The organism is Microcystis sp. (genome assembly GCF_048564745.1).
GTDB classification, from domain to species: Bacteria; Cyanobacteriota; Cyanobacteriia; order Cyanobacteriales; family Microcystaceae; genus Microcystis; species Microcystis ichthyoblabe_A.
In genome coordinates this window covers 1-26,689 of record NZ_JBLZRT010000026.1, presented here as the reverse complement: position 1 = coordinate 26,689, position 26,689 = coordinate 1, and the positions used below count along the sequence as shown (strand labels likewise).

Sequence of the window (26,689 nt, the reverse complement as noted above, 5' to 3'; positions counted from 1 at the left end):
TTATTAAAAAGTGAGTTATGAAAGATTATCAACTAATCACAAAAATTTATGAAAGTTCTAGTTCTCTAGTCTATCGAGGTATTTTTAAGGCAAATGCTCAACCGATTATTCTTAAAATTCTTAAAGAAAATTATCCAACTCCTTCAGAGATTACCCGTTATCGACAGGAATATGAAATTATCCGTTCTTTGAACATAGACAGTGTTGTTAAAGCTTATGATTTACAGCGACACTATAATAGTTTGATAATGTTTTTAGAAGATTTTGGAGGTCGATCTTTAGAGTTATTACTATCTCAAGATAAGTTAAATTTGGAAAACTTTCTTTTGATCGCTATTAAAATAACTGAGGGGTTAGCTGCTATTCATCAGGCTAATATTATTCACAAAGACATTAACCCATCTAATATTGTCTATAACCCTGAAAGCGAACAACTGAAAATCATTGATTTTGGTATTTCCACCCGTTTATCCCAAGAATTTTTCACAGCTTGTCCTCCTAACCAATTAGAAGGGACTTTAGCTTATATTGCCCCAGAACAAACAGGGAGAATGAACCGAGGTCTAGATTACCGTAGTGATTTTTATTCCCTTGGAGTTACTTTATATGAACTTTTAACCAATCAATTGCCCTTTGAAACCACCGATCCTATGGAGTTAGTTCATTGTCATATTGCCCAACAACCTTTACCTGTTCATCAACTCATTCCAGAGATTCCCTTAACTCTCTCTAATATCATTAACAAACTGCTCGCAAAAACCCCAGAAAAAAGATATCAAACTGCCTTGGGTATTAAAGCTGACTTAGAAATCTGTCTTCACCAATTAAGGACGTTAGGACAGATTGCTCAGTTTTCTTTAGGTGGTCAGGATCTGACTGAGAAATTTCAGATTTCTCAAAAAATATATGGTCGAAAACGGGAAGTTACTCAACTTTTGAAGGCTTTTGATCGGGTTAGCCAAGGAACCACTGAAATGATCCTCATTTCTGGCTATTCAGGGATTGGGAAATCAGCTTTAGTTCATGAAATTTACCAACAAGTTACATATAAACAAGGGCGATTAATTAGAGGAAAATTTGATCAATTACAAAGAGATACTCCTTATTCAGCTATTTCTCAAGCCTTTCAAATCTTAATCCGTCAACTTCTAGGTGAGCCAGAAAATATCCTGCAAGCTTGGAAAGAGAAAATTTTGGAAGCATTGGGTAAGAACAGTCAAATTATTATCGATGTTATTCCCGAAGTTGAAAAAATTATTGGCAAACAGCAACCTGTTGAACTATTAGGAGGAAGTGAAAGTCAAAATAGATTTCATTTATTTTTTAAACGATTTGTCAATGTTTTTTCTCAAAAAGAAAATCCATTAGTGATATTTATCGATGATTTACAATGGGCAGATTTACCCTCTTTAAACTTAATTGAACAATTAATATCAGATTCTGACATTAAATATTTTCTGATAATTGGAGCCTATCGAGATAATGAAGTTAGTTCGATTCATCCTTTAATGAATACTTTAGAGAAAATTCAGCAATCACAAGTTTCTGTATCGAAAATTACTCTTGCTCCTTTGCAGATGAAGCACATTAATCAATTAATTGCTGATACCTTAAGTTGTTCGATAGAAGTTACTATGCCTTTGGCAGATTTGGTGACACAGAAAACAGGTGGAAACCCCTTTTTTATCGCTCAGTTTCTCTATTCTTTATACCAAGATGGTTTCATAATATTTAATCCTTCCTCTACTAAATTGGAAAATAATAAGCAAAGTTATTGGCAATGGGATCTTACCGAAATTAAAAGTCTATCAATTACCGATAATGTCGTTGATTTAATGACCCATAAAATAAAAAAAATAGCTCAAAAAACTCAAAATATTCTAAAATTAGCCGCTTGTATTGGTAATCAATTTAGTCTAGAAGCTCTTTCTATTGTAAATAATACATCTCAACATATTACGGCTCAACAACTACAATTAGCCCTTGATAAAGGGTTAGTAATACCATTAGATAATAACTATAAACTAGCTCTACTCTGGGATTCAAAAGAATTATCGAGACAACTCTTAGAAACTGAAACTTTGGGTGGGTATTCTAACTGTGTTTCCTATAAATTTTTACACGACAGAGTGCAGCAAGCAGTTTATTCTTTAATTCCAGAGGAAGAAAAGAAAAGGACTCATCTACAAATTGGTCGCCTACTGCTAAAAAACATTACAGACGATGAATTATTAAACAATATTTTTGAAATTGTTAATCAACTTAATGAAGGTTCTGAGCTAATTACTGAGCAACAAGAAAAAGATAATTTGGCAGAATTAAATCTTAAAGCTGCTAAAAAAGCTAAAGCATCAACTGCTTATGAAACAGCATTAAAGTATTTAGATTCTGGTCTCAGTTTATTAACAACTAATAGTTGGAGTGAGCAGTATCAATTGACTTTAGAACTTCATGAAGAAAAATTACATTCTCTCTTTCTTAATACAGAATTTCAGCAAATTTTATTTTATTCAAATATCATTATTAACCAAGCTAAATCGATCTTAGATAAAGTCAAAACATATCAGATAAAGATTGAATTTTATTATGCAAATTTTCAACCTGATCAGGCGATTGATACCGCTTTAAAAACTTTGAAAGAACTGGGAATTTCAATTTATAGAAGAAATGGCAAAAGTAATATTAATCAAAGCATTAATAAGTCCTTAAATTTAATTCTACAAAAAAGGAAAATTGACGATTTAGAAAGCCTTCCTGTTATGACTGATCCCTATAAGCTTAAAGCCATTCAAATCTTACAACAAATAATGTCTTCGACGGCAACTACTGATCCCCTATTACATATAAAAATAATCCTCAAACAGATTGATTTATTTATCAACCATGGAAATTCTCCTGAATCAGCAGCAACATATAGCTACTATGGAATGATATTATGTGGCTCTATCAATAATTATAATTTAGGATATGAATTTGGTAAATTAGCCCTTAAATTGCTCGATAAATATAATATTCGTCAAGTACAAGCTCTTATTATACAGACACATTATGGATGTATATATCACTGGAAAGAGTATCTGAGAAATAAAGAGATCGATAACGAGTTACTAAAGAGTTTTCAAATCGGTTTAGATGTAGGGGATAACCAGTTTGCCTCTTATGTAGCTATAGACTATTGTATTTATAGACTGTTGGGAGGTTATCATTTGGAAGAAGTTGAACAGGAATATATCAAGTATAATCGAGTTATTAAAAAACTCAAGCAAACTTTTTCCTCTTTTTACCAAGAAATTTCTTATAATATAGTCAATAATTTACAAAAAAGCTTAAAAAAAGAAATTGCTTTATTTGTCGGTAAATCCACTGAAGAAGAAAATGCAGTTTTAGACCAATTAAATCAGACTAACAATGAATGGTTACTTTTTCTGATTTACTTTGCTAAACTATTATTATTTTATCTTCTTAAGATTTACAAGTCGGCAGTTACTTATGGAGAAAGAGGACTTAAATATATTTCAAACCCAACTATAAACTCATTTTTGATTTCTCCTCAACATAATTTCTATTCATCTTTGAGTTTTCTAGCTTATTATCATGACACAGAGCAAAATGATCAAAGAAAATTACTACAACAAGTAGATAACAATCAGCAGAAGATGGCAATATGGTCTAGTCATTGTCCAGCAAATTTTCAACATAAATATGATCTAGTTGAAGCAGAAAAAGCGAGAGTCTTAGGTCAAAACTGGAAAGCTCAAGAATTTTATGAAAAAGCCATTCAAGGAGCAAAAAAATATGAATTTATCCATGAAGAGGCTTTAGCGTATGAGCGTGCCTCTGAATTTTATTTTACTTTAGGTAGAGAAGAAATCGGGAAATTATACCTCAGAAATGCTTATCATTGTTACATTCGTTGGGGTGCAAAGGCCAAAGTTAAACAATTAGAAGAAGAATACCCTCAATATTTATTAGGCATCAGCAATCAAAACAAATCTAAAGGACTGAGTACCACTATTTCAACTACTGGTAATGATGGAGCAGTTCTTGATTTAACCACTATTCTTAAAGCCTGGCAAGCGATTTCTGGAGAAATTAAACTAGAAAATCTCCTAACAAATTTAATGAAAATTGTCATTGAAAATGCAGGAGCGCAGAAAAGTTGTCTGATTTTAGAACAGGAAGGAAATTGGGTCATTGAAGCTCAAGGAACAATTGATCAAGAAACGCTTAATATCTTACAGCCGATTCCCATAGAATCTATCGACCATGATAACTCAATTCCTATCTTACCCACCAGTATTATTTACTATGTGGCTCGGACAAAAGAAACTATCGTTTTAAATGATGCCACTTCATCAGGTCAATTTACCAATGATTATTATATTGTGGCTAAAAAAACTAAATCCATTCTTTGTACTCCTTTACTCAATCAAGGTCAATTAAAAGGAATTGTTTATTTAGAAAATAATTTAACAACCAGCGCATTTACCTCAGAAAGAGTTGAACTATTAAATATTCTAGCAGCTCAAGCTGCTATCTCTATTGATAACTCCAGACTCTATCAAACCTTAGAACAAAGAGTAGAAGAACGGACAAAAGAACTCACAAACACTTTAGAGGTACTGAAAGCAACCCAAGCAGAACTTATCTTTGAAAATGACCTACTTAAAAGTGCTGAACAACCTCCCAAATTTGTCTATCAAGTGGGGGGCAGTTTACCGATGGATGCACCGAATTATGTGGTGCGACAAGCTGATCGCAATCTTTATAAAGCTCTCAAACAAGGTCTATTTTGCTATGTTTTAAATGCACGTCAAATGGGAAAATCTAGCTTAATGGTACGGATGATGAGCCAATTACAAAAGGAGGGAATTAGATGTGCAGTAATTGACTTAACTCGGCTAGGAACAGACAATATTACCCCCGAACAATGGTATAAAGGATTAGCCGTTGATCTGCTCCGCAGTTTTGGATTAATCAAAGAATTGAAAACTTTTAAAGCTTGGTGGAGTGAACAATTAGACCTGCCTCCTGTACAACGATTAGGACAATTTATGGAAGAGTTTCTTCTAGTTAATGACGATTTTAATCAGCGGCAATCTGGCAAATCGACTGTTATATTTATTGATGAAATTGATAGCATTTTAGGGTTAAAATTTGATGTCTCTGACTTTTTTGCTTTAATTCGTTCTTTTTATAACCAGAGAGCGATTCAACCTCAATTTCAAGAGCTAACTTTTGCCTTTTTTGGTGCTACCACACCTTCAGCTTTAATTACTGACCCCCAGAAAACACCTTTTAATATTGGTAACGCTATTGAATTAGCAAGTTTTAAAGAACACGAAGCTCAACCTTTATTATATGGGTTAACAGAAAAAGTCAGTAATCTTCAGACAATGCTCAAACAAGTCTTAAGCTGGACGGGAGGGCAACCTTTCTTAACTCAAAAACTCTGTCAACTGATGCGGGATAGTGAGCAACCAATCCCCTCTAATCAAGAAGAACAATGGTTGGCCAACTTAGTAGCAGAAAAAATTATTCAAGATTGGGAGATGCAGGATCAACCTGAACATTTAAAAACCATTCAAGATCGCCTTCTTCAAAGTCCAAACCGACCCCAGTTATTAACCTTGTATCGACAAATCCTCCATCAAGAAGCAATACAGATTGATAACAATCCCTATTTACCTGAGTTATTTTTATCTGGATTAGTGGTAAAACGCCATGGAAAAATGGACGTTCATAATCGGATTTATCAGACGATATTTAATAATGATTGGCTTGAGCGATCACTGTCTTAATACCATGGTTCAAAAATTTATTTATACTGAACCAGTATATTGGCTTATAAAGTACTTTTGATACAACTGACAGCTGACAATTGCTTGATTTTCTCTGAGTTTAATTAAACCCATACTATTAAGTTTATAAGCAATAATTGGATCGACTATCATTGGTTGATTCCCTTGACAAATCTGTTGAAAAATACCGGCAAGTTCGGGTTGTTTTTGTAAAGTGACCCAGTGCAGCTGTAAATGAGAGGAATAAATTCCCGTTGATGTAGTTGCTGATTTGATTAAATCTGGCATCGTGATTTGCTCTTGGCTAAGATGATAAATCGCTAAATGAATCAAGGCAGGATGTCCCCCCACTAAGTCGATCAACTGTTGAATTTCGTTGGTTGCTAATTCATTTAATTGATATTTTTTGGCTAATTCTGCCACTTGTTCTTGACCAAAACCCTGTAACTCTATGGGTAATCCCACATTAAAAGGAGACTGTTCTAATCGCAGAGAAACATAAGATTCTGTGGATTGAACAATAATTAAACGTAATTTCTGCCACAGGGGAGATCGCTTAGATTCTTCATAACAAGCTCGGATTAAAGGTAAAAAATCTTCCGCTACTTTCGGATGTTCAAAGACTCGATGCACTTCGTCTAAAGCCAATACCAGTGGCTGTTTTATCTCTCGTAAAATATACTCTTCAAAATAAATTGTCCAACTCATTTTAATTCCTATATCTTCATCCCAATAATCATCTAATTTGGCTTCTAAATTCAACTGCCGAGCGCAATTACGGCAGATCCAGCGTAAGAACTTGTTAAAATTTGCTATGATGTCTTGGTCTGCTTTTTGTAAATCTAAACTAACAATTTGATAACCGAATTGCTGTTGACAAGCCTCTAAAACTGTTAATAATAAAGACGTTTTCCCCCATTTGTTGGGAGCTTTAATGCGTACTAACGCCCCAGATTGTCCGATTTCCTCGATAATTTTTGCTTCAAGTTTTGTTCGTTTTAGATAATAATAAGAATTATAGGGAACAGGAGCATCTGGGTATTCTGGACGCTCATTCTCGGGATATTCATTACCGTAATACTGAAGCGATGTGGAGTTGCTAAAATGAGATTGTAGTCTAGGTAAAAAATTTTTCTTATTGATCGGTTCTCCGATCAGTTGCGAGAGTCTATCATAGAGTCCTGGGGCAACTACATTGGCAAGATAGCTGCTACTATAACCGTTTTCTTGGGCAATTTCTTGATAGTTCTTTTTCTGCCAAAGTCCTCGCAATAATAATTGTTCTGTGTCATTGAGACAGCGATTCTCAAGCTTGAGCAGTTGCCGATTAAGAATCTCTTGGATTTCCTCGAATTTCATTATTTTTGTCCAAGGTAAGAAGATTTGATGGAATAGATTATTTGATTTTTCAGTTCCGTTGCAGCCAGAAACCCTGAATCTTGACATAACAGCACCGATTCAAACTAGAATTGGTATATTTGACAAACAAGCTGACGAGAACTGGCAACCGACAAAATTGTGCGACGGCAACACCGAGAGGGATTAATTCCCTCCCCTTACTAGGAAATTATAGCATTTCTTGTCAAGGTCAATTACACGGCAGCAATTATCTCTTGATAATTTCTATCAAAACCCCCTAAGTCTTCAGCGTCTAACCCCTCGATAATCCTATTAAGAATTAATTCGGAAAAATCCTCACAGGAGTTGACTAGACAGGGTTTTAGCAATCAGATGTACTGCATTTCAACTGCCTATTGAGAATTTTAGTACAGTGGCTGCTCCCAATCTTCGCGACAACGGTGAACAGTTACTGTTCATCCCTCAATACACTTGCTCCCAGAGCTTCTAGGGTTTCTTGCAGCATTTCAGCGCGAGATACATTACCCTGATCTTGCAATAATTGTAGCCCTTTTTGCCAAATCTCGATCGCCTCATTATAACTACCGAAAGCTATATAAGCCACCCCTAGATTTTGGTAAATAGCGGGATTATCGGGGTTTAACTTGAGAGCTTTTTTATAAGCTTTAATCGATTCTGGTAGCCGGTGCAGTTGTTTGAGAACCAGTCCTAAATTATAGTAACCATCGGCATAAATAGAATCAATTTCTACGGTTTTCTCAAAGATAGATAAAGCAGTTTCGTATTTTTCTGCTTCGTATAATAACCCACCTAAATTATTATAGGCCCCCAGTTTTAATTTATCTAAAATTGGCTGCTTAATCGCTTTAATAAAATTATCGGCTGATTGCTTAAATTCCTCCACTGAATAATAATAATTAGCGAGATGATAATATAACTCATATAAAATATGCGGATTAGAGCCATGGCATTTTAAACCGTGTTTGAGCAGCTTAAAACCCTCTTTATCCCTGCCAATCTTTAGATATAACCCTCCCAATTTACTACACACATAGGGATCGTGGGGATGCTGCTGATAAAAGCCCTCCATGGCTTTTCTTGCCCGTTCAAACTTATCTAAGCTGGCTATTTTATCGATGGTGTAACCGTAGTGAAAGATAGCAATTTCTGGCAGTTCAACTATTTTCCAATCAGGCTCTTTTTTTAATAAAATAGCCACATTATCATCAATAATTGAGTGATAGGGTCGGGTAAAAGTAACTTGAGGATGTCGGCGAAATAGCCGCGAAATTAGAGAATAGGGTGATTGTACGGCTCCGATTTCATGGCGGATTAAATTAATCACTAAATTTTCCTCTTTTTCCATTGCCCGACGCATTTTCGGTACGATAGCGGGATTTAATTCCTCATCAGCATCAAGGACTAAAATCCAATCGCCAGTAACATATTTTAAAGCCTCATTTCTGGCATCGGAAAAATTCCCCCGCCAATCGTAGCTAGGAACTATGGCACCGTAACTTTTAGCAATAGCAATCGTATCATCGGTCGAACCCGTATCCATAACGATCATCTCATCCACCACCCCTTTAACGCTATCCAAACAGCGCCGGAGATTTTCGGCTTCATTTTTGACAATCATGCAGAGACTAAGTTTAGGCATAACTTTACTCACTCTAGCGGTCAATCTTGAGGGATAGCGGCTAATCAATAACCCACTGATTACCACTCATCGATTATTAATTATCTTCCGAGTCTATCTTAAACCGTTCTACCGAAGAAAGCAGCTCCCGGGAGATACTCACCAATTTTTGCAGAGAACCCGCCACCCGTTGGGATTCTTGGGAAGTTTCCTGAGCGGTTAACTCCACCGACTGCATAACCTGGGCGACATTGAGGGAATTTTCCCGTTGTTTGACCGTATCGGCGGTAATCGATCGCACCAGCGTATCAATGCGGTTAGAAACTTGGATAATATCTTCTAAGGACTTCTTGGCCTGTTCCGAGCGCTCGGTGACATCGATAACCTGTTGAATCCCTTCCTCCATCGCCATCATTACCGAACCCGTTTCTGATTGAATCTGTACAACGATCTGTTCAATTTCCTTAAGAGATTTAGCAGCTCTATCGGCCAACTGACGCACCTCATCGGCCACAACCGCAAAACCGCGGCCCGCCTCTCCCGCTCGCGCCGCTTGAATCGAGGCATTAAGAGCCAATAAATTAGTCCGCGAGGCAATCTGAGAGACTACCGCGACAATTTTCGAGATTTCCTGGGAAGCTACCGCCAAACGCTTGACTTTTCGCGCCGTTTCTGATACCGTGTCGCGGATTTGCAGAATTCCCGCCACGGTTCTTTCCACGGAATCACCCCCCTTTAGGGCGGTAATCGAGGAAGTGCGGGCGACTTCTTCGGCTTCTCTGGCGTTTTCTGCCACCCGTTGAATTGAGTCGGTCATCATCTGTACCGAATTAAGGGTGACTGCTAATTCCTCCGCCATCCGCAGGGCATCGCTAGACTGATTGCGGGCGAAAGATTCACTATTGGTACTGGCTTGATTCACCTGTTTTGCCGCTTTTTTCACCTGTCGGACAATTTCGCGCAGGTTTTGGATAGTCAAATTAAAAGCATCGGCCACCGCCCCTAAAAGATCGGCACTTACCTCCGCTTCCACGGTCAGATCTCCCCGAGCCGCTCCTTCCACATCATCGAGAAGTCGAATCACTTGCCTTTGTAGATCTTCCCGTTCCTGTTCCGTTTCGGCGGCGCGGCGTTGGGTCTCCGTGGTGGTAGTTGCCACCACCCGGGCCATCTGATTGAAACGATTGGCCAGTTGACCGAATTCATCTTCCGAGTAGATCGTCGCTTTAGCGTTAAAATTGCCTTGCGAGAAATGATCGAATTGGCTTTGTAAATCGTCGAGACTGCGCTTAATTTGACTAATGAGCAACTGTAAACCTAGCCAAGTTAGGGCAAAAGCTCCCAGTCCAGTTAATAACATCTCGGTTAGTACCGGTTGACTGAAAGGGGAAAGGCTGGCTGGGGCTGGTTTCGGGGCAACTTTTTCGGTTTTTTCCTTGCTATTCGGGCCCGGTTTGGCAGCCGATAGAGAAAATAGCCAAGAGGTGGTACTAACGGCAAAAATTAAGATTACAGGGGTAATACCCGCTAAAGCCGCTAGGATTAGTTGTTTTTTGCCTAAAGAAGCATTGACAAAAAAGGCTAATTTGCCCGGATTGACTTCCACCACTGGCCCGAGCAGGCGCTCGGAAACAGGGCCAAGATGACTATCTTTTTTGTCATCGGGGATTTTTAAACGAGAAGGATTAAAACTAGGCTCTCCCAGAGCAGAACTGGCATTAAGGCGCGCACTGGGTTCGGGGACAAAACCAGCAGTTAAAGCTTCCTCTCCCGAACGGGTAAATAGCTCCGATTCCCCCAGTTCTTCGCCTATATCCGTCAGATGCAGTTGGGAAAAACCGTCTAAATCCTCATTATTGAGTTTTGGTTCCCTAAAATCTCCGGTTTCTTTCTCCTCGTATCTTTTTTGAGTGACTATGCCCTGATTAAGGTCAGTTTTCGCCGCTTGTCGGTGGTTCGGGTGCGGATCAATGGTAAAAGTGCTTGCTTCTAGGGTATCGGCATAGGATAACTCCTGATCTCTCCCAGTGACGGGATTTTCCCGCCAGTCAGAGGAAGCCGTAAAAGCGGCTTCTCCCGTTGACCCTAACCCACCGCCCCACCCTTCCTGCAGCGAGTCAATCTCCTCTGCTTCTAAAAAGGGGAAAGGGAGTTCTCCATCCCCAGAATCGCCGGACAAATGGGAACCGTAAGAGCCGGAACTGGCCAGGATAAGGGAACTAAAGGCGGTTTCCTCCGATTCCCCAAAATCATCGCCATAGGAATGGACTGTACCCGCCGTAGGCTCTCCGAAATCCTCGTCATTGAAAAGACCACTATCCCAGTCCATTACCTCCTGTTGCCGCTCGATACCAGCCGCTTGCGACCCCCTAGACAAAGAATTGCTGAAACCTTGACTAGGATCGAAAGCTGCCTCGCTGTAGGCAATGCTTTCCGCAGCAGCGATCATAAAATCTCCATTCTCGGCTTCAAAACGCAATTGCTGAATCTGCTCGAGACCCCGTCGAGCATAATCTACCAGATCAAAGAAATTGGCAGAATTTTTAGCCAATTCCAGCACTTTTTCGTAACGTCCCTCGGCCAAGCTGTATTGTTGTAGTCCTACATAAATGTGTCCCTGTAAAAGCAGGACATTGGGATCATCGGGATACTTGCTGATCATTTCTTTGACAATGACGGCGGCACCCTCAAGGTTGCCCTGGCAATAGGCGGTGTTAGCCTTTCCATAGAGTTTCGCGTATTCTTTCCCTGACGGCATTTGCCCCTCCCCTAGTAAAGATAAAGTGATCAAGTAGTTAGTGGTTTCAAGAAATAATTACTATAAATGCTATTCTGCTATTTTTTTGAGGTTTTAAGCCGCCCAACGGGCAGAACGGAGTATGGCTAGATGATCGAGTAGTCTTAAGGTTTTTTTTAATTCTTGGCCCAGAATCCACTCTCCCTGCACATAGGGGGCGATCTGATCGGGAATACTGACGGCACTACCTAGTTTATCTGGGTCGAGCCATTTCATATCTCCCAAACGTTGCACCGCTAAACCGAGGATCGTTTCCTGTTCTTCAATCACAATTACGGGAATTTCGGATCGATCAGTATTTAAACGGCTGTTGCTGTTATCCCCCAAAAATTGACCGAGATCCGCCACCCAGATCACTTGACCCCGAAGATTGATCGCACCGAGGAGCAAGGGTGAAGCATTGGGAATTGGGGTAATGCGATCGAGTGGTTGCTGCATCACCTCGCGAATGCCCACAGCACTAAGGGCAAACTCGTCCTGAGAGGGTAGATAAAATCGCAAGTGCAGTTCACCGACGGGAGTTTGTAATTCCTGATGGTTAGGGGCGATATTTTGAGCGTCACCAGTAAAAAAATCGGCGTTGTTAAGCATTTGTTTTGTTCTCTTGTAAGTAATATTTGGGGCGGCGTTTTTAGCTGTCTCGACCTATACCATGACTAGACTGTCCCCGGTGAAGGCGATTTTATCGGCGCAGCAGTTGTTTAACAGTGCAAATGAACTCAATCGGTTCAAAGGGTTTGACAATATAGGCATCGGCTCGGATTTTCCTGCCCCAATAGCGATCAAAGACTTCCCCTTTCAAAGAACAAATGACCACGGGGATATTTTTGGTTTTTGGATCCGACTTGAGACGACGACACACCTCATAACCATTCATGCCGGGTATGACGATATCGAGGACAACGAGATCGGGATCGGCTCTCTGAATATGTTCGAGGGCCTCCAACCCATCTTTGGCGATCGTGACCTTAATGCCGCTATTGCGGAGTAGATCACAGATCAGTTCCCGTTGCGTTTGGCTGTCTTCTACCAGCAATATTTCTCTCATAACTCCCTACCTAGCTAGGCCACCAAGGATAACAATGGAAAAAGAGGCGCGATAATAGTTCCCGTTGACCCGATGCTCCGAAATTGCTCCCATTTTTTGCCTCCAACGCAATCTGAAATTTATCAGGGGGTTTCCCTCTCAACCAGCAGTCATAACTCATTTTCGCTCAAAGGTTTGCTTAAATAATCGGTTGCCCCCACCATTTTGGCTGTTACCCTTGCCAGCAGCCCCCCCCTTGACTGGTTAAATCGTCGAGTTTTGGTAGGGCGATATCCCAGAGAATGAGAGCAGCTTCGATCTCTATAGCCTGAGCGAGAGCTTCTCACGAAAAAGACCCCAGGAATAGTTGGAATTTTCTAAAATACTCTCGACTTTTTCACCAATACTCAGATCGTCATCAATAGTTCTCCTGTTCTTTGTCCTAATTCAATCAATTGTAAAATACTGGGAATGTCAATCTCATTGAAGCTTCCTTGCATAATTTCTCGGAATCTCCCCCACTAGACGCTATTTCTTTTAGTCTAGAATAACCTAGAGCAGTTATCTTAATGGTGAGGTAGGAAGTCTCTGGTTTGAGGTGTTAGTCTGCAGATGATGCCAAATCTCGTCATACTTCATCTTGAGGAGAAACGCTGTCTTCCTTCCTCTTGTCACTAATAATAAATCTGATAAGCTAATTATGTAAGATATTTTTCAGTAAGCTTTGCTGCATTTAAACTAGCCTTGGCAATTTTCAGTACAAAAGGTCTAGCTTTCTATCCTTGCCTCTCGCTTTCACGCCGTCTTAACCGATAATTTAGATGTGTGGTCAGCTTATTCAAACTGCAGCCAGAGGTAAAAGGGGTCAGAAAACATCAGCCGATTTATGAGATTGACTGCCGAATTTTTTGAGACTAGGTCAGTAAATTGATGCTGAAAAATCTTCAAAAATTAAAAATTTTCCAGTGGGTAAGAGGAAAAATTGAGAACAAATGTATGTCTCAAAAAGAAAAACTCGAATGATAGAAATTAAAAATTTTTTGGCAGCCGATGGTTACACTGAAACTATAGACAGGCCGCTCCCAGCCTCGATCATCAACTCTCTCTAAAACCAATTACAAAAACTTTCATCACACAGGAAGACTACTCGTGCTATACCTTGCAGAAGTAAAAAAACAGACTAAAGGTTTTATCAGCGGTTACAAAATCGAATTGAAACTATTGGCCTGTCAGCATAAAGATCAGACGTGGAGTGCCATAGTGGGGAACGATATCTTAACCTACGACGAAACTAACTCCAGAGGAGAAGGTGCGCTTCTCTTGGTGAATTTGAGCGATAATCGTCAACTGCAAGGAAACCCAGAATTAGCGGGAGCGGAGATGGTGCGGCAACTGCAAAAGATTTCCCGTTTGATGGAGCGCAATAAGGAAGATCAAGAGAAAATCGATCAGTGGAAACAATCCCTCACCTATCAAAGCGAGATTCTCAACCGCCAGAAAATGGAAATGGAGGCAAGAATTGAGCAAATTGAGCGAATAGAAGCAGAATTCGATTATTTAGAGGGCAAAAGACAAGAACTGGAAAACCTAAAACAACAATTACAAGAGCAACAGCGACACCTGGAAGAAGAACAAATAAATTTCAACTCCTCCCCCAATCTTTCCCCAGAACAACAACAATTTATTCGCTCTCTAGCGGAGAGTTTAGCTAATAATCACGATCCGGGCAATTCTCCCTCACAAATTCTCTATTCAACTCTTGAATCTGTGCAGGGACAACAGACAATTTTAAATAGTTGTTGGCAGAGTTTAGAGGAGCAGAAAAAAGCTGTAGAAAATCGTCAGGTCGCCAACGAACAAATACTCAATCATCTTGAACAAAGAGCTAGGGAATTACAGATAAGTCGCAGTGCTTTGGAAACAAAGAAAATACAACTACAAATACAAGAAACTGTTCTGAGTCAAAAACAGGAATTATTTGATCGCCTTAACCTCACCCTACAAACCACTGATTCTACTCGACAAATGCTTTTTCGTCTCGCCCAAGCAGCAGACCTAGATTTTGATGGTAAAATCGATCTAGAAGCTCTTGAAAAAATGCCTTTGGAAGAATTGGAGAGCTTAGTTAACAATCTACAAACAGACCTCGATCGCTTGGAAATTTTTGTCAACGACCAAGAGGAAGAATTAACTCTCCAATCCCAAACCGTGGAAGAATTAGAAGCAAGAATGACCACAATAGATGAATCCCAGCGAGCTAATTTAGCAGAAGAATTAGCCGAGGAACAGGAGAGAAAAGGAATGCTGGCGGAAACCTTGATCGGACAGAGACGTAATCTTCGAGAAAGGCAAGCTATTCGCTCTCAACATCGGAAAATTCTGCACCGGAGACAGGGAATTTTATCCCCAGAAGATGCCCAAAAATGTAGCTTTGAACCAGTGTTAATTCTCCTGGAGGATAGTTATCAAAATAATCTCCAAGAAAGTCAACGTTTAGCAGCAGAAATCAAGCGAATACAAGAGGATTTACAAAAAAACAGAGATACTATTGACGAGCAATGGTCAGATTTAGAGCAAAAAACTCGTGAATTTGAAGAACAGGAGCGACAATGGCGCGATGCTAATCTGGCATTAGTGCGTTTAAAAACTCAGATACAACAGTACCAAACTTTCCTGCAACCCGTGCAGGATCATCTCGATCAAATCCGTCAAAAACTAGAAAATATTTCCCATTGGTTTATACCTATGGAGTCTAATGTTATTGCCTATGATTACGCTATTAACAGTTAGGCTTAATTAGGGTTCCTGAACAAATAATACAGGGTAATTCAGAAAAAGATTTCGCCCTTCTTGCCGATAACTTTTATAGCTTTTTATCTATGGATAAAATAATTTAGATCAATTTAACTCTAGGTTAGATGTGGTATAGACTAGGATTAGTAATTTATACTCAGATAGCTATGAGACAATCCGATCGAGAAATAATGATTTTAGCGGCTGTGGCCTCCCTCTTAGCGGTGGTGGCGGAAGTAGCGATCGCTTTTTAGATAAAAAAAACTGATTTACGGGGTTAAAGTCTGGCAAAATTGGCAATCAATGCCGAGGAAAGATATCGATACAATGCTTGTAACAGGGGCGGCAATTGCGATCGCCTCGATCGGGGAAATTAAAGCATGAGTGTTAGTGTAACCGGTCAGGTAAAAAGAATCGAAATAGGCACGGGAACTTGGGCATTAATTGCCGATAACGGTCAAACCTACGAATTAATGGAACCGACCGCCGAATTAATTCAAACAAGGGCAAAAGTGACAGTTATAGGTCAAATTCGCTCGGATGTGATGACTCTGGCCATGATCGGGCCAATTTTACAAGTGACCTCCTTTCAATCCCTGCCATGAAGCCGCAAAATACCGTTTAAAAACGGGCAAAAACCGCTTTTTAAGCCTGTAATCTCGAAAAATTGCCGTAATTGTCCCTCAGCTATACGAGAAAGAAAAATTGTCAAGAAGACCCTAATGGTTGATTTTTTCGAGAATAATCGGGAAATTTTGAATAATCATACTACAATAGACAGCAACTTTGTCTTAGGAACATCGGAATCACCTAAACCGATCTATCTGATTGGTTTAACTCGTAGTTACCTAAGTTGGCGTGAGGAGTGGACTGAATGAATTTGCGCGATAATGCTTTAACGATTCTGCAAGAAACGAGTCGAACTTTTTATATTCCCATAAGTCGTTTACCGGATCGTCTGCTCGAGGCAGTAGCCTCAGCTTATCTCTGTATGAGGGCGATCGATGAAGTAGAAGACCATCCAGACCTAGATAACTTCAGTAAAGCCCAGATATTAAGACAAATTAGCCTGAATTTACAAGCAGGTACCCAAAATTCTACCAAAGAGGATTTTACTTTTGGCTTAGTCCATCGGGAGATTTTGCCGGAAGTCACCCTGAGAATTGGCGAATGGGCAATGTTAGCACCGGATTCGATCGCCCCCCGGGTTTGGGATGCCACGGCGGCCATGGCCGATCGCATGGCCTACTGGGCCGGGAATAACTGGGATATTCGCACAGAAGTGGAATTAGATCAATATACCTTTAGTGTGGCCGGTGCTGTGGGTTTATTGCTGTCTGACCTCTGGAATTGGTACGACGGCACTCAAACTAATCGCAGTTATGCCATCGGTTTTGGTCGGGGTTTACAAGCGGTTAATATTGCCCGCAACCATGGCGAGGATCTGCGCCGGGGGGTAAGTTTTCTGCCCCAGGGTTGGACAATTAGTGATATTCATAATTATGCCCGTCGTAATCTGAAATTAGCCGATTATTACACTCAATCGCTGCCGAAAGGGCCGGCACTCGATTTTTGTAAGATTCCCCTCGCTTTAGCCCATGGCACTCTCGAAGTCCTAGCGTTAGGTAAGGAAAAACTCAGCCGCAGCGATGTCATCGCTTTGGTACAACAAATTACCCGTTAGAGGAAATCACAATTAGGGTTGGCTGAATAAATCTAAAAACCTTGTTGGGTAAGACTTTTAGACTTTTTGTCAATCAAAAAGTACCGGACTGGGAGTGATCAGGGGGAAAATTCCTGGACTTTTTCCCTGAAAATTAGGTAGTTGACCACCTGAAAATCGGTAAAACCCTACACCCCACACCCCACACCCTGCCCCCAAGAAAAACTTTTTGCCGCAAACCCCAATTAAAATTGCCCACGATCGCTCTTCCAAAGTCAGGAATCACAAGCGTGGGCAAAAAACCGGTGAAGTTCAGTAACTTAGAACAAACCGAGAGTTAAAGATATATCGATGGGGAAAGTGGCACCAATACCTAACCAAATCGTGACCACAGTACCAAATAGGAAGATAGCGGTAGCGACGGGACGACGGAAGGGATTTTGGAATTTATTGACGCTTTCAATAAAAGGAACTAACATCAAGCCTAGGGGAACGCCGGCCATGCAAGCGATACCTAAGAGTTTGTTAGGAAGAATACGGAGAATTTGGAAAACGGGATAAAGATACCACTCTGGCAGAATTTCTAAGGGAGTAGCGAAAGGATCGGCAGGTTCACCGATCATGGTGGGATCCATAATCGCTAAACCGGTGCAGAGTCCGATCGTACCAAAGATAACCACCGGGAAGACATAGAGCAGATCGTTAGGCCAAGCGGGTTCACCGTAGTAGTTGTGACCCATCCCTTTAGCCAACTTAGCGCGCAGAGCGGGATCGCTGAGATCGGGCTTTTTTAATGTGGACATGGATAATGTCTCCTAAAAATGATTTCGGATCGACAGAGATATTTTTCTGAATTATAGAGGCCCAGAAATGCCTTGTTTACGGATCATCAAGAAATGTAGCAACATGAAGACCGCGATCGACCAGGGTAGTACAAAGGTATGTAAGCTGTAGAAACGGGTTAAAGTTGCTTGACCGACGCTTTCGCTACCGCGCATCAGGGTGACGAGTTGATCACCGACGACGGGAATAGCAGCAGGTACACCAGAAACGATTTTAACCGCCCAGTAACCCACCTGATCCCAGGGTAAGGAGTAACCGGTGACACCGAAGCTAACGGTGATTACGGCCAGGACAACCCCAGTTACCCAGGTTAATTCGCGAGGTTTTTTGAATCCACCGGTCAGGTAAACGCGGAAAACGTGCAGGATCATCATTAAGACCATCATACTGGCGGACCAGCGATGGATAGAACGAATTAACCAGCCAAAGTTAACTTCGTTCATGATGTACTGTACGGAGGAGAGGGCCTCTGCTACAGTGGGTTTGTAGTAGAAGGTCATGGCGAAACCAGTGGCAAACTGGATCACGAAGCACACAAGGGTGATGCCACCCAGACAGTAGAAGATATTGACGTGAGGGGGAACGTATTTGGTGCTGATATCATCAGCGATCCCTTGAATTTCTAAGCGTTCCTCAAACCATTGATAGGCTTTAGAATCCGTTACTTGTTTGGTAAACATCGCGTAACCAGTAAGAAAAATGAAAGATTTAATGTGTGACCTTTAAAAAATGTAACACAGTTTTCAGGTCTAATTCTCGCTCCGGTCAGGTTTCTCCACCGGTGGGGATCGATTGGCGATCGCTAGGGACGAAAAACGGCTAACTTCCTAAAATTTCCCTTAAAATGTCTCCTAGACTACAAAAAATCAGGCCAATTGTCCGACACTGGGAATAGGTAAGGTATGAAATGAGGTCAGCGTGCTATTAAATACCTACGATCCCGAAGGCTTCTACGACGAACTATTCTTAGATGATGGTCAACCTCGTCCCCACTCGTCCCCTTTAATCAAATGGTTGCAGAATCTGCCGCCCCGAGAACTTCAACAACACCGGGAAACGGCTCAGTCGGCCCTGTTTGAATTGGGGGTGACTTTCAATGTCTATAGCGACAATCAAGGGGTGGAAAAAATCTTTCCTTTTGATATTATTCCCCGAATTGTCTCGGCTGAGGACTGGGATTATTTAGAAAGAGGACTGAAACAACGCATCAAAGCTCTCAATCTTTTTCTCTCCGATATCTACAATGACCAGTTAATCATTAAAGATGGCATTATTCCCCCCGAATTAATCGCCTCGGCGACGGGATTTCTGAAACCCTGTGTGGGACTGAAACCCGCCGGAGGTATCTGGTGTCACATCACGGGAACCGATTTAGTCCGCGATAAAGATGGTCAATGGTACGTTTTAGAGGATAATTTGCGGGTTCCTTCCGGTATTTCCTATGTCCTCGAAAATCGTCGGGTAATGAAAAGCACTTTCCCCGATATTTTCCAGACAATGAATGTTAAACCGGTGGATGATTATCCTTCCCATCTGTTGGAAACTCTCCTCAATTTAGCCCCAGCCCAATTACCTAATCCCACCGTGGTGGTTTTAACCCCCGGAACCTATAATTCTGCCTACTTTGAACATTCTTTTATTGCCCAACAAATGGGGGTAGAATTAGTGGAAGGGCGTGATTTAGTTGTCTTTGATGGTTATCTACAAATGAAAACCACCAAGGGATTAAGACGGGTAGATGTGGTCTATCGTCGCCTCGATGATGACTTTTTAGATCCGGCGGTTTTTCGTCCCGATTCGATGTTAGGTGTACCCGGATTATTAAAAGTTTTCCAGGAAGGTCGCGTCGCTTTAGCTAATGCCCCGGGTACAGGAGTCGCCGATGATAAGGTTATTTATGCTTTTGTCCCCGATATGATTCGTTATTATCTGGGAGAAGAAGCGATTTTAAATAACGTTCCTACCTATCTTTGTTGGCGAGAAAAGGACTTAGATTATGTCTTAAATAATCTCGATAAATTAGTTGTGAAAGCCGCTAATGAGTCGGGAGGTTATGGGATGTTAGTCGGTTCTCAAGCTACCCCCGAACAAAGGGCAGAATTTGCCCCACGCATTGCTGCTAATCCCCGCAATTATATCGCTCAACCGGTGTTAAGTCTTTCTAGGGTTCCCACTTTAATTGACACGGAAGTTGAAGGTCGTCATGTGGATTTACGTCCCTATATTCTCCATCGGGGTGATGAAATTTATGTGCATCCAGGGGGGTTAACTCGCGTAGCTTTGAAAAAGGGTTCTTTAGTGGTTAATTCCTCTCAAGGTGGTGGCAGTAAAGACACTTGGGTTTTAACCAAGTAATCAGGACAATAATCAAAATTTTGGTGGGTTACTAACCCACCCTACCCTTTTCTTTTTCCTTTTCACTTTTTCCCAGTTAATTATGCTTAGTAGAGTTGCTGATTCAATTTATTGGTTAAATCGCTATATTGAACGGGCAGAAAATGTCGCCCGGTTTATGGATGTTAATCTTAATTTAATGTTAGATGTACCTACCAGCGTTTTGCAACAGTGGGAACCTTTGGTTTTAACCACGGGAGATTTAGAACAATTCAAGAAACGTTACGGCACAGCCACCGCAGAAAATGTGATCAATTTCTTGACATTTGACACGGAATATAGTAACTCAATTATCTCTTGTTTGCGCTGGGCCAGAGAAAATGCTCGGTCAGTTCGCGAGATTATTTCTTCGGAAATGTGGGAACAGGTTAATGGTTTTTTCTTGATGGTAAAAGATGCTTCCTCTTACCATCCTCAAACTACTTTACCGAACTTTTTTACCCAAGTTAAATTGGCTAGTCACCGTTTTGCGGGGGTAATGGATGCAACGATGACTCATAATGAAGGTTGGCATTTTGGCGTTATGGGAAGATTACAGGAACGCGCCGATAAAACCGCCAGAATTCTTGATGTTAAATACTATTATCTCTTACCTTCCGCTCAATGGGTAGGAACTTCTCTAGACCAAATTCAATGGATTGCTTTACTGCGGTCGGTGAGTGCCTACGAAATGTATCGTAAATGTCAACGACGGATTACTCCTAGTGACGTGGCCGAATTTTTAATTCTTAATCGAGAATTTCCTCGCTCAATTCACTTTTGTCTGCGGGAATTAGACCACTGTTTACATCAAGTTACAGGGACTCCTATAGGAACTTGGGGCAATTCAGTAGAAAGAAGTTTAGGGCGACTTTGTGCCGAAATGAGTTATCTAACTATCGAGGATGTTATTGAAATGGGATTGCATGAATTCCTCGACCATATTCAAAAAAGAGTTAATGATGTGGGAATAAAAATGACAGAAACTTTCTTTGTTTTTAATCCCGAACTTGCCTCACCTCTGCCAGTAAATAACTTTCAATATCAATCCCAATTAACAACTTAATGCGTTATCACATTCGGCATCAAACTAACTATTTCTATAATCAACCCGTGATTTTATCACCCCATCTGCTGCGCTTGCGACCAAAATCCGATGGTGGGCAAACTTTGCGAGAGTTCACACTCAAAATTAACCCGGAACCTTTAACGATAACTAATATTATTGACCTCGATGGTAATTCTTGTTTACAAATTTGGTTTAATCAACCGACGGAAGAATTATTGATTGATGTGGTCAGTGAAGTGGAAACCCATGGGGTTAATCCTTTTCAGTATTTGTTGGAACCTTGGGCGACCTGTTTACCCTTTGATTATCCTATTTCTCTCCACAGTCAATTACAACCCTACAGACAATTCTATGGGTTAAATAATGACCCTGATATGGCAGCATTAGCCCAAGAAATTATGCAGGAAACTGAGGGACAGGTGCTATCTTTCCTGTTTAATCTTAATGACAAAATTTACCGCAATTGTCAGCAAATTATTCGTCTTACTGGAGAACCCTATCTACCCGGAAACACTTGGAAAAATAAGCAGGGTTCCTGTCGCGATTTTGTGGTTTTATTTATGGATGTGTGTCGCTGTGTGGGATTAGCTTCCCGTTTTGTCAGTGGCTATCAAGAAGGAGATTTAGACCAAGGAGAAAGACATTTACACGCTTGGGTAGAGGTGTATTTGCCGGGGGGCGGCTGGAAGGGCTATGATCCCACCCATGGATTAGCGGTGAGTGACCGTCATATTAGCCTCGTTTCTAGTCCAATTCCCCGTTATTGCGCGCCGGTAGAGGGAAATGCTCGACCAGTTAATCTCGGTCATCAAGTGATAGAATCTCAGCTATCATCGACAATTGCCATCGATTTGTTATCTTGAGGGTGATTGTTTATGGCTAAAGGATTTGGCACAGCAACAAGGCGAAAAGTTTTGGGAGCGGGGCATAAATCCCCGTTACAAAAACGGCCGACCGCCTCCTGCCTTCGTTAAGAAGCCGCCGCCCTCGCCTTCTTGGGAATCTTGGCGAAACTACAGCTATCTTACCCAAAAGAAAGTCTGCCGCCATCGTTCAGGGGGTTGACGAAATGAATTCCCTCAATGGTAGCCCCGGAATTAAAATCCTCGCTATAGACCGTGGTGATTTGATTTAAGCGAGCGGTCGCCCAGATCTGGGCATCCCAGTAGGAAAACTGGTAACTTTCTACTCCACGGGTGGCTTCCAGAACGATCAACTCGGTAATCGGAACTACCTCACAGGCTATTAGATATTGACGGATGCAGGCCAGAGCTTCTTCCTGGGTTAGCAGGGGGCGACGGCTGCTGGTGACGGCCTGAAAGAATTCTCCCATCACCTGCGGGCTGATGACGGCGCGGGTGGTGCGGATCAGGTCATCGACAACGGTTAATGCCCGTTCCCGTTTGCTTTTCTCGGCGATATCGTAGAGATAGACCAGAATATTGGTATCGAGCAGGACTCTATCGTTCATAGAGATCCTCCCTTTGCCAATCCCTTTTACCCGGTTGTGATGGGCGGTTTTCGAGACTGGCGATAAAGGCCTTTTCTCGCTCCCAAGCGCTCAAGTTCGGGGTGGGAGAGTTGACCCTTCGGCTTCGCTCAGGGTCAACGTTGACGGAAATTATGTGTTGGTCGATCGCCTGTCGGATGATCTCGGCCTCGCTCAGTCCCGTCTGTCGGGCTTTCTCTTTCAGTAAATTATTCTGCTCGGCTTCGATATAAATTTGCTTGCGGATTTTGCTGACCATAGCCAGTTTAATTATATACATTACATTATACATTACTATAACCGTCGTGAATCGTAATCGCCAGTTTTTCTATATGTCTGAATTTGCTTAGTGCATATATACTACAAAAACCAGAACCCCCTATCTATCAATGGATACACCCATTAACCTTTCTTAATCTACTCATGTTTTTTGTAATATTTCTTAATAGACGGGGATGGAGTATATTTGCTAGAATTTCCTGACCGTAATTCTCCTGTGCAAGAAAAGTAGATTTATTCAGCTAACCCTAGATAAGTAGCTGGTTATAATTAAATTAAAGATGGATTGTGGGTTCGATCCCCCCTGCCCCCCTTGATAAGGGGGGTTTCTGAGAACTTTTAACACCTACCTACTTAGAAAGCCATTTAAGTAATTTTCTATGGAGAGGGCTCTTCTGGTGTTTGTGTGGAAGGAAGAAGAATAGGGATAATTTGGGTGCATCTCAATTTGGTGGAAATATCTAGAGGACGTTTTGGGCGTACGCAACTACGTTTACCCTTCTGAGTATGAATTTTATCTGCAATCACCCCTCGATCGAGCATTGTTTAAAACAACAATTAATTAATCTTTTTCCAGAAAACAACCATAAATTAACTTTCTATCGTTGCCAAAAAACTGATAGTATCCTCTATCGTTCACCTCTGTTTTATTATTTTACACCCGCTCAATGTCAAACCATATTTAACCATTTAATCGCCCTTTTTCCACAAATTCAGCTTAGGGAAGGATGGCTAGAATTATTATTAGATCAGCAATTTTTGTCCTTTTGGTTACTGAAACTAAACGATTTAATTGATAAATTTTTCTCCGATCAGCTTCCTCTCCATCCCGAAGGAGAATTTTTCTTTTTATTTCAATATACCCACGCTCGCTATTCTAGTTTGTTACAACTGCTCAATCGGGAAAAAATTAGATTAACCGAGTCTGAACTATTATCATGGCATCATCCCGCCGAAATAGCCTTAATCCTGCAAATTTTAACCGTTTGCGATTGTTGGGAAGGCCAGAAACTCTATCCCCTAACTGCGAATTTGTGCGAAGCGATGCTCAATTTTGAGCGTAACTGTCGCATTATCGGAGAATCAGCCCCAATTCAGCGATCGAGATTAATCCTGATTAGCGTCAGTCAAAAACTACTTAACCGTCTTCTCCGTCAAAAATGGCAACTGCTGCCGATGACGGAACTATAAAAATATCAACTTTTGTGAATTTAGTAGATAAAATCACCAGCTTATGATAGATTTTAATTAGTGTGAGGAGCGAACCAGAATAGAGAGCCGAGACGAAACATGGACAGTCGCCGGCTCTCTTTCTGTTGTTCAGGAATTATTTTTTTCTTGGCGATATTTAATAAAAGTGGGCAAATCAACCCGAAAAGAGGAATATTTCGGGGAAGTAGAGATGATAGGTGCGGGCCAATCCCTGTCTTTCTTATTTAAGGATTCTACTGGCTCAATTGTCTCTAATTCCGCTACAAACTCATCGATGGGAGCCACTTCATCGCTTTCTTGATTCTCTGTCTGAGACCAAGGCTCGATCGCAGCTGACTTGGCGACAATGGCTAAATCTGGGGGAGAATTGCGATCGCTACCGCGCTGGAAATACTGGGCCAAGGCCGCTTTATACTGGAGGGTGTAGCGCTGCTGACGTTGGAGACGGGTGCGTAATTCCTGCAATTGCTGGTCATAGTTGCACAGTTTTTGGCTTTTTTCCTGATAACTTTCCTGAATTAAGGCACATTCTCGCTCTAAACGGGCTAATTGTTGGCGCGTGCGGGTCAATTCTGCGGTCAAATTGGCAATAATCATCGGTTGCCGTTGTTCTGCTTGACGATACTGTTCAATTTCCCCTAAAGCTCGCTGTAATTGTTGCTTTTCGTATTGCAGTTCCTCGTTTTGCTGCTGGATTAGGGTATCGCAACTTTGCCAGCGACGATGTTGCTCGGCTAACCGCGATCGCAGTTCGGCGAGAGCTTGCTCCCGTCGCCAGATCTCCGCTTGTAATTCTTGATTTTGTTGACGTAAATGAGAGGATAGAGCTGCCCAATCTGTCTCATCTGTTGATTGACTCTCATGCTCGACAATTTCAGCAGTGATGACAGTATCCGCATGGGTGAGATGATCGAGGTACAGGTCGGAATTATCGTTCATAAAAGCCAAAGGATGAGGAAACCTAGAAGTTTAGAGACGTTAAAAGCCTTCTATCGTTCCAAAAAAAAATGGGAACCGCATTGTTAGAGACTGCCGCGCGGTTCCACTGCCGATCCTTAAGAGGAGAACACTATAAATAACCATAAGCTTATTAGGAATTTTTGTCAATACTTAATGAGAAGTTTTTTCAATAAGTTGGAGAGGAGAGGGGAATCGACTAATTCCCAGATAGTTATAGTGCGGGGTATCTGGCCCGGGGCCAGGGAAGAATTAGCCACAGCAAAATTGACACAAGCACTGGTCGAGCGGGTTAGCGGCTCGATATGCTTCAATAATCCTATAGTTTTTATTTTCCTTGTCCTACTATGCCACGTCCCCCGAAGAAAACCCCTAGCACCCCTGAACCTCCCGAAGAGCCAATTAAAACCACTCCTCCCCTACAACCTCTACAAATTATTAAAAAGGGTTCTAGGGCTGCAGTACCCCCCAAACCCCCAGAAACCCCTCCAGAAATAATTGAGGAAAAACCAGCCGAGGAAACGGTAAAATCAGTCAGTAGTGAGATAAAATCTCCTCTCCGTCCCCGTTTCGATTCGGCTCCTCCATTCCGAAAACCGATTCCCAAAGCAGAAATTCCCGTCATCGAAAAAGCGACGGGAGCTAATGGCGAAGTATTTAATCTGACCGATTCTGTCCTGATTACCGAACCTTTCGGTACTCGTATTCCTGCTATTATCGATAGTTTTTATGCCGATGATCAAGGCGAAATCTGGGCGCAGCTCAAACCGGTGGAAGTTAATCCCGATTGTCGCTGGGAACAGGCCTGTATTCGCTCTCAGGGTTTGGTAAAAGCTGAGTAAAACAGTTATCAGTTATCAGTTATCAGTTATCATATTTGAGTTTTAAGTGTGCAGTATTAACAAGTAATTTAGATAATATCTCTTGCATAGTTAATTGTTGAGGGTTCAAAAACGTCAAAAATAAGGATTAAATGGCATAAAATATCTAAATAGACCATTTAATTGATTCTTATTCATTCTTAATTCTCCTGACTACTGACTCCTGCCTCCTAACCAACTAAGACAATTGTTGATTTTTACAAGAGGTCTGATGATTTGGTATTCTCAAAAGGTTTATTGATCAAGGCTATGGTATGATTAAAGGTAGTTTGTCAGACTGTGATATTTTTCATGATAAGTAGCTGGTTATAATTAATAAATTAAAAATGGATTTTAGGTTCGATCCCCCCTGCCCCCCTTGATAAGGCTATCCATTAGTCACATCTTTCTTAACATAAAATTTGACAAAAAGAGAAAAGTGTGCAAGATGGCTCAAGGGGGTTCTATGGGGGGACTAATTTGATGAGATAGTTTCCAAGTCTGGCTGATATCATGTAACCTTCGCAG

22 protein-coding genes are annotated in these 26,689 nt (G+C 41.2%); 11 read left to right on the top strand and 11 right to left on the bottom strand.

The window, feature by feature from the left end; all coding sequences use genetic code 11:
* Positions 1 to 17 precede the first annotated feature (17 nt).
* Complete coding sequence (locus ACOCD9_RS04050; protein ID WP_419546464.1) at positions 18 to 5,801, top strand: AAA family ATPase; 5,784 nt, start codon at positions 18 to 20, stop codon at positions 5,799 to 5,801.
* A gap of 21 nt (positions 5,802 to 5,822) precedes the next feature.
* On the opposite strand, the gene ACOCD9_RS04045 is transcribed toward ACOCD9_RS04050, so the two are convergent.
* A complete protein-coding gene (locus ACOCD9_RS04045) occupies positions 5,823 to 7,160 on the bottom strand; it encodes an AAA-like domain-containing protein (protein WP_287703152.1) in 1,338 nt (445 codons plus the stop codon).
* Between the two features lie 58 nt (positions 7,161 to 7,218).
* Here ACOCD9_RS04045 and ACOCD9_RS04040 point away from each other — a divergent pair, with 58 nt between their 5' ends.
* A complete protein-coding gene (locus tag ACOCD9_RS04040) occupies positions 7,219 to 7,347 on the top strand; it encodes a hypothetical protein (protein ID WP_419546462.1) in 129 nt (42 codons plus the stop codon).
* Positions 7,348 to 7,608: 261 nt separating this feature from the next.
* On the opposite strand, the gene ACOCD9_RS04035 is transcribed toward ACOCD9_RS04040, so the two are convergent.
* The 5 genes from ACOCD9_RS04035 to ACOCD9_RS04015 all read right to left on the bottom strand — a co-directional run bounded on the left by ACOCD9_RS04035 (position 7,609) and on the right by ACOCD9_RS04015 (position 13,123).
* Complete coding sequence (locus ACOCD9_RS04035; protein WP_419546460.1) at positions 7,609 to 8,820, bottom strand: glycosyltransferase; 1,212 nt, start codon at positions 8,818 to 8,820, stop codon at positions 7,609 to 7,611.
* A 76-nt stretch (positions 8,821 to 8,896) separates the two neighbouring features.
* The gene (locus tag ACOCD9_RS04030; protein WP_419546458.1) at positions 8,897 to 11,557 is read right to left on the bottom strand and encodes a methyl-accepting chemotaxis protein; all 2,661 of its coding nucleotides are present in this window, start codon (positions 11,555 to 11,557) and stop codon (positions 8,897 to 8,899) included.
* A gap of 93 nt (positions 11,558 to 11,650) precedes the next feature.
* Complete coding sequence (locus ACOCD9_RS04025) at positions 11,651 to 12,187, bottom strand: chemotaxis protein CheW (protein WP_287703158.1); 537 nt, start codon at positions 12,185 to 12,187, stop codon at positions 11,651 to 11,653.
* A gap of 91 nt (positions 12,188 to 12,278) precedes the next feature.
* A complete protein-coding gene (locus ACOCD9_RS04020) occupies positions 12,279 to 12,644 on the bottom strand; it encodes a response regulator transcription factor (protein ID WP_287703159.1) in 366 nt (121 codons plus the stop codon).
* A gap of 386 nt (positions 12,645 to 13,030) precedes the next feature.
* A complete protein-coding gene (locus ACOCD9_RS04015; protein WP_228009813.1) occupies positions 13,031 to 13,123 on the bottom strand; it encodes a DUF4388 domain-containing protein in 93 nt (30 codons plus the stop codon).
* 649 nt (positions 13,124 to 13,772) lie between these two features.
* Between ACOCD9_RS04015 and hmpF the strand changes: the two genes are divergently transcribed.
* The 4 genes from hmpF to ACOCD9_RS03995 all read left to right on the top strand — a co-directional run bounded on the left by hmpF (position 13,773) and on the right by ACOCD9_RS03995 (position 17,100).
* Complete coding sequence (gene hmpF / locus ACOCD9_RS04010; RefSeq protein WP_419546456.1) at positions 13,773 to 15,413, top strand: pilus motility taxis protein HmpF; 1,641 nt, start codon at positions 13,773 to 13,775, stop codon at positions 15,411 to 15,413.
* Between the two features lie 128 nt (positions 15,414 to 15,541).
* Positions 15,542 to 15,670, top strand: coding sequence for a hypothetical protein (locus tag ACOCD9_RS04005; RefSeq protein ID WP_409880263.1), 129 nt, complete (start codon positions 15,542 to 15,544; stop codon positions 15,668 to 15,670).
* A gap of 126 nt (positions 15,671 to 15,796) precedes the next feature.
* Positions 15,797 to 16,021 (top strand): hypothetical protein, encoded by a 225-nt coding sequence (locus tag ACOCD9_RS04000; RefSeq protein ID WP_002738436.1) that lies wholly within the window; start codon positions 15,797 to 15,799, stop codon positions 16,019 to 16,021.
* 269 nt (positions 16,022 to 16,290) lie between these two features.
* On the top strand, positions 16,291 to 17,100 hold the full coding sequence (locus tag ACOCD9_RS03995; RefSeq protein ID WP_069475044.1) for a squalene/phytoene synthase family protein: 810 nt from the start codon (positions 16,291 to 16,293) through the stop codon (positions 17,098 to 17,100).
* Positions 17,101 to 17,399: 299 nt separating this feature from the next.
* On the opposite strand, the gene petD is transcribed toward ACOCD9_RS03995, so the two are convergent.
* The gene (petD, locus tag ACOCD9_RS03990; RefSeq protein WP_002738373.1) at positions 17,400 to 17,882 is read right to left on the bottom strand and encodes a cytochrome b6-f complex subunit IV; all 483 of its coding nucleotides are present in this window, start codon (positions 17,880 to 17,882) and stop codon (positions 17,400 to 17,402) included.
* Between the two features lie 51 nt (positions 17,883 to 17,933).
* Entirely contained in the window at positions 17,934 to 18,602 is a 669-nt protein-coding gene (gene petB, locus ACOCD9_RS03985) for a cytochrome b6 (RefSeq protein ID WP_002738970.1), read from the bottom strand.
* A 238-nt stretch (positions 18,603 to 18,840) separates the two neighbouring features.
* On the opposite strand from petB, the gene ACOCD9_RS03980 reads away from it, so the two are divergent.
* From ACOCD9_RS03980 to ACOCD9_RS03970, 3 genes are all read left to right on the top strand, one after another.
* Complete coding sequence (locus ACOCD9_RS03980) at positions 18,841 to 20,277, top strand: circularly permuted type 2 ATP-grasp protein (RefSeq protein ID WP_016516520.1); 1,437 nt, start codon at positions 18,841 to 18,843, stop codon at positions 20,275 to 20,277.
* 82 nt (positions 20,278 to 20,359) lie between these two features.
* The gene (locus tag ACOCD9_RS03975) at positions 20,360 to 21,361 is read left to right on the top strand and encodes an alpha-E domain-containing protein (protein WP_002794787.1); all 1,002 of its coding nucleotides are present in this window, start codon (positions 20,360 to 20,362) and stop codon (positions 21,359 to 21,361) included.
* Positions 21,361 to 22,227 carry a transglutaminase family protein gene (locus tag ACOCD9_RS03970; protein WP_419546454.1) on the top strand — a complete coding sequence of 289 codons (867 nt, stop codon included), beginning with the start codon at positions 21,361 to 21,363 and terminating at the stop codon, positions 22,225 to 22,227. Before ACOCD9_RS03975 ends, ACOCD9_RS03970 begins: the two co-directional genes overlap by 1 nt.
* A 161-nt stretch (positions 22,228 to 22,388) precedes the next feature.
* On the opposite strand, the gene ACOCD9_RS03965 is transcribed toward ACOCD9_RS03970, so the two are convergent.
* Both ACOCD9_RS03965 and ACOCD9_RS03960 read right to left on the bottom strand, forming a co-directional pair.
* Positions 22,389 to 22,835, bottom strand: coding sequence for a PIN domain-containing protein (locus tag ACOCD9_RS03965; protein WP_419546452.1), 447 nt, complete (start codon positions 22,833 to 22,835; stop codon positions 22,389 to 22,391).
* Positions 22,825 to 23,133 carry a CopG family transcriptional regulator gene (locus ACOCD9_RS03960; protein WP_419546450.1) on the bottom strand — a complete coding sequence of 103 codons (309 nt, stop codon included), beginning with the start codon at positions 23,131 to 23,133 and terminating at the stop codon, positions 22,825 to 22,827. Before ACOCD9_RS03960 ends, ACOCD9_RS03965 begins: the two co-directional genes overlap by 11 nt.
* Positions 23,134 to 23,639: 506 nt before the next feature.
* Between ACOCD9_RS03960 and ACOCD9_RS03955 the strand changes: the two genes are divergently transcribed.
* Positions 23,640 to 24,323 carry a DALR anticodon-binding domain-containing protein gene (locus tag ACOCD9_RS03955; protein WP_149106829.1) on the top strand — a complete coding sequence of 228 codons (684 nt, stop codon included), beginning with the start codon at positions 23,640 to 23,642 and terminating at the stop codon, positions 24,321 to 24,323.
* A gap of 129 nt (positions 24,324 to 24,452) precedes the next feature.
* On the opposite strand, the gene ACOCD9_RS03950 is transcribed toward ACOCD9_RS03955, so the two are convergent.
* Positions 24,453 to 25,283, bottom strand: coding sequence for a hypothetical protein (locus tag ACOCD9_RS03950; RefSeq protein WP_419546449.1), 831 nt, complete (start codon positions 25,281 to 25,283; stop codon positions 24,453 to 24,455).
* 365 nt (positions 25,284 to 25,648) lie between these two features.
* On the opposite strand from ACOCD9_RS03950, the gene ACOCD9_RS03945 reads away from it, so the two are divergent.
* A complete protein-coding gene (locus ACOCD9_RS03945; protein WP_419546448.1) occupies positions 25,649 to 26,143 on the top strand; it encodes a hypothetical protein in 495 nt (164 codons plus the stop codon).
* The last annotated feature ends 546 nt before the right edge of the window (positions 26,144 to 26,689 follow it).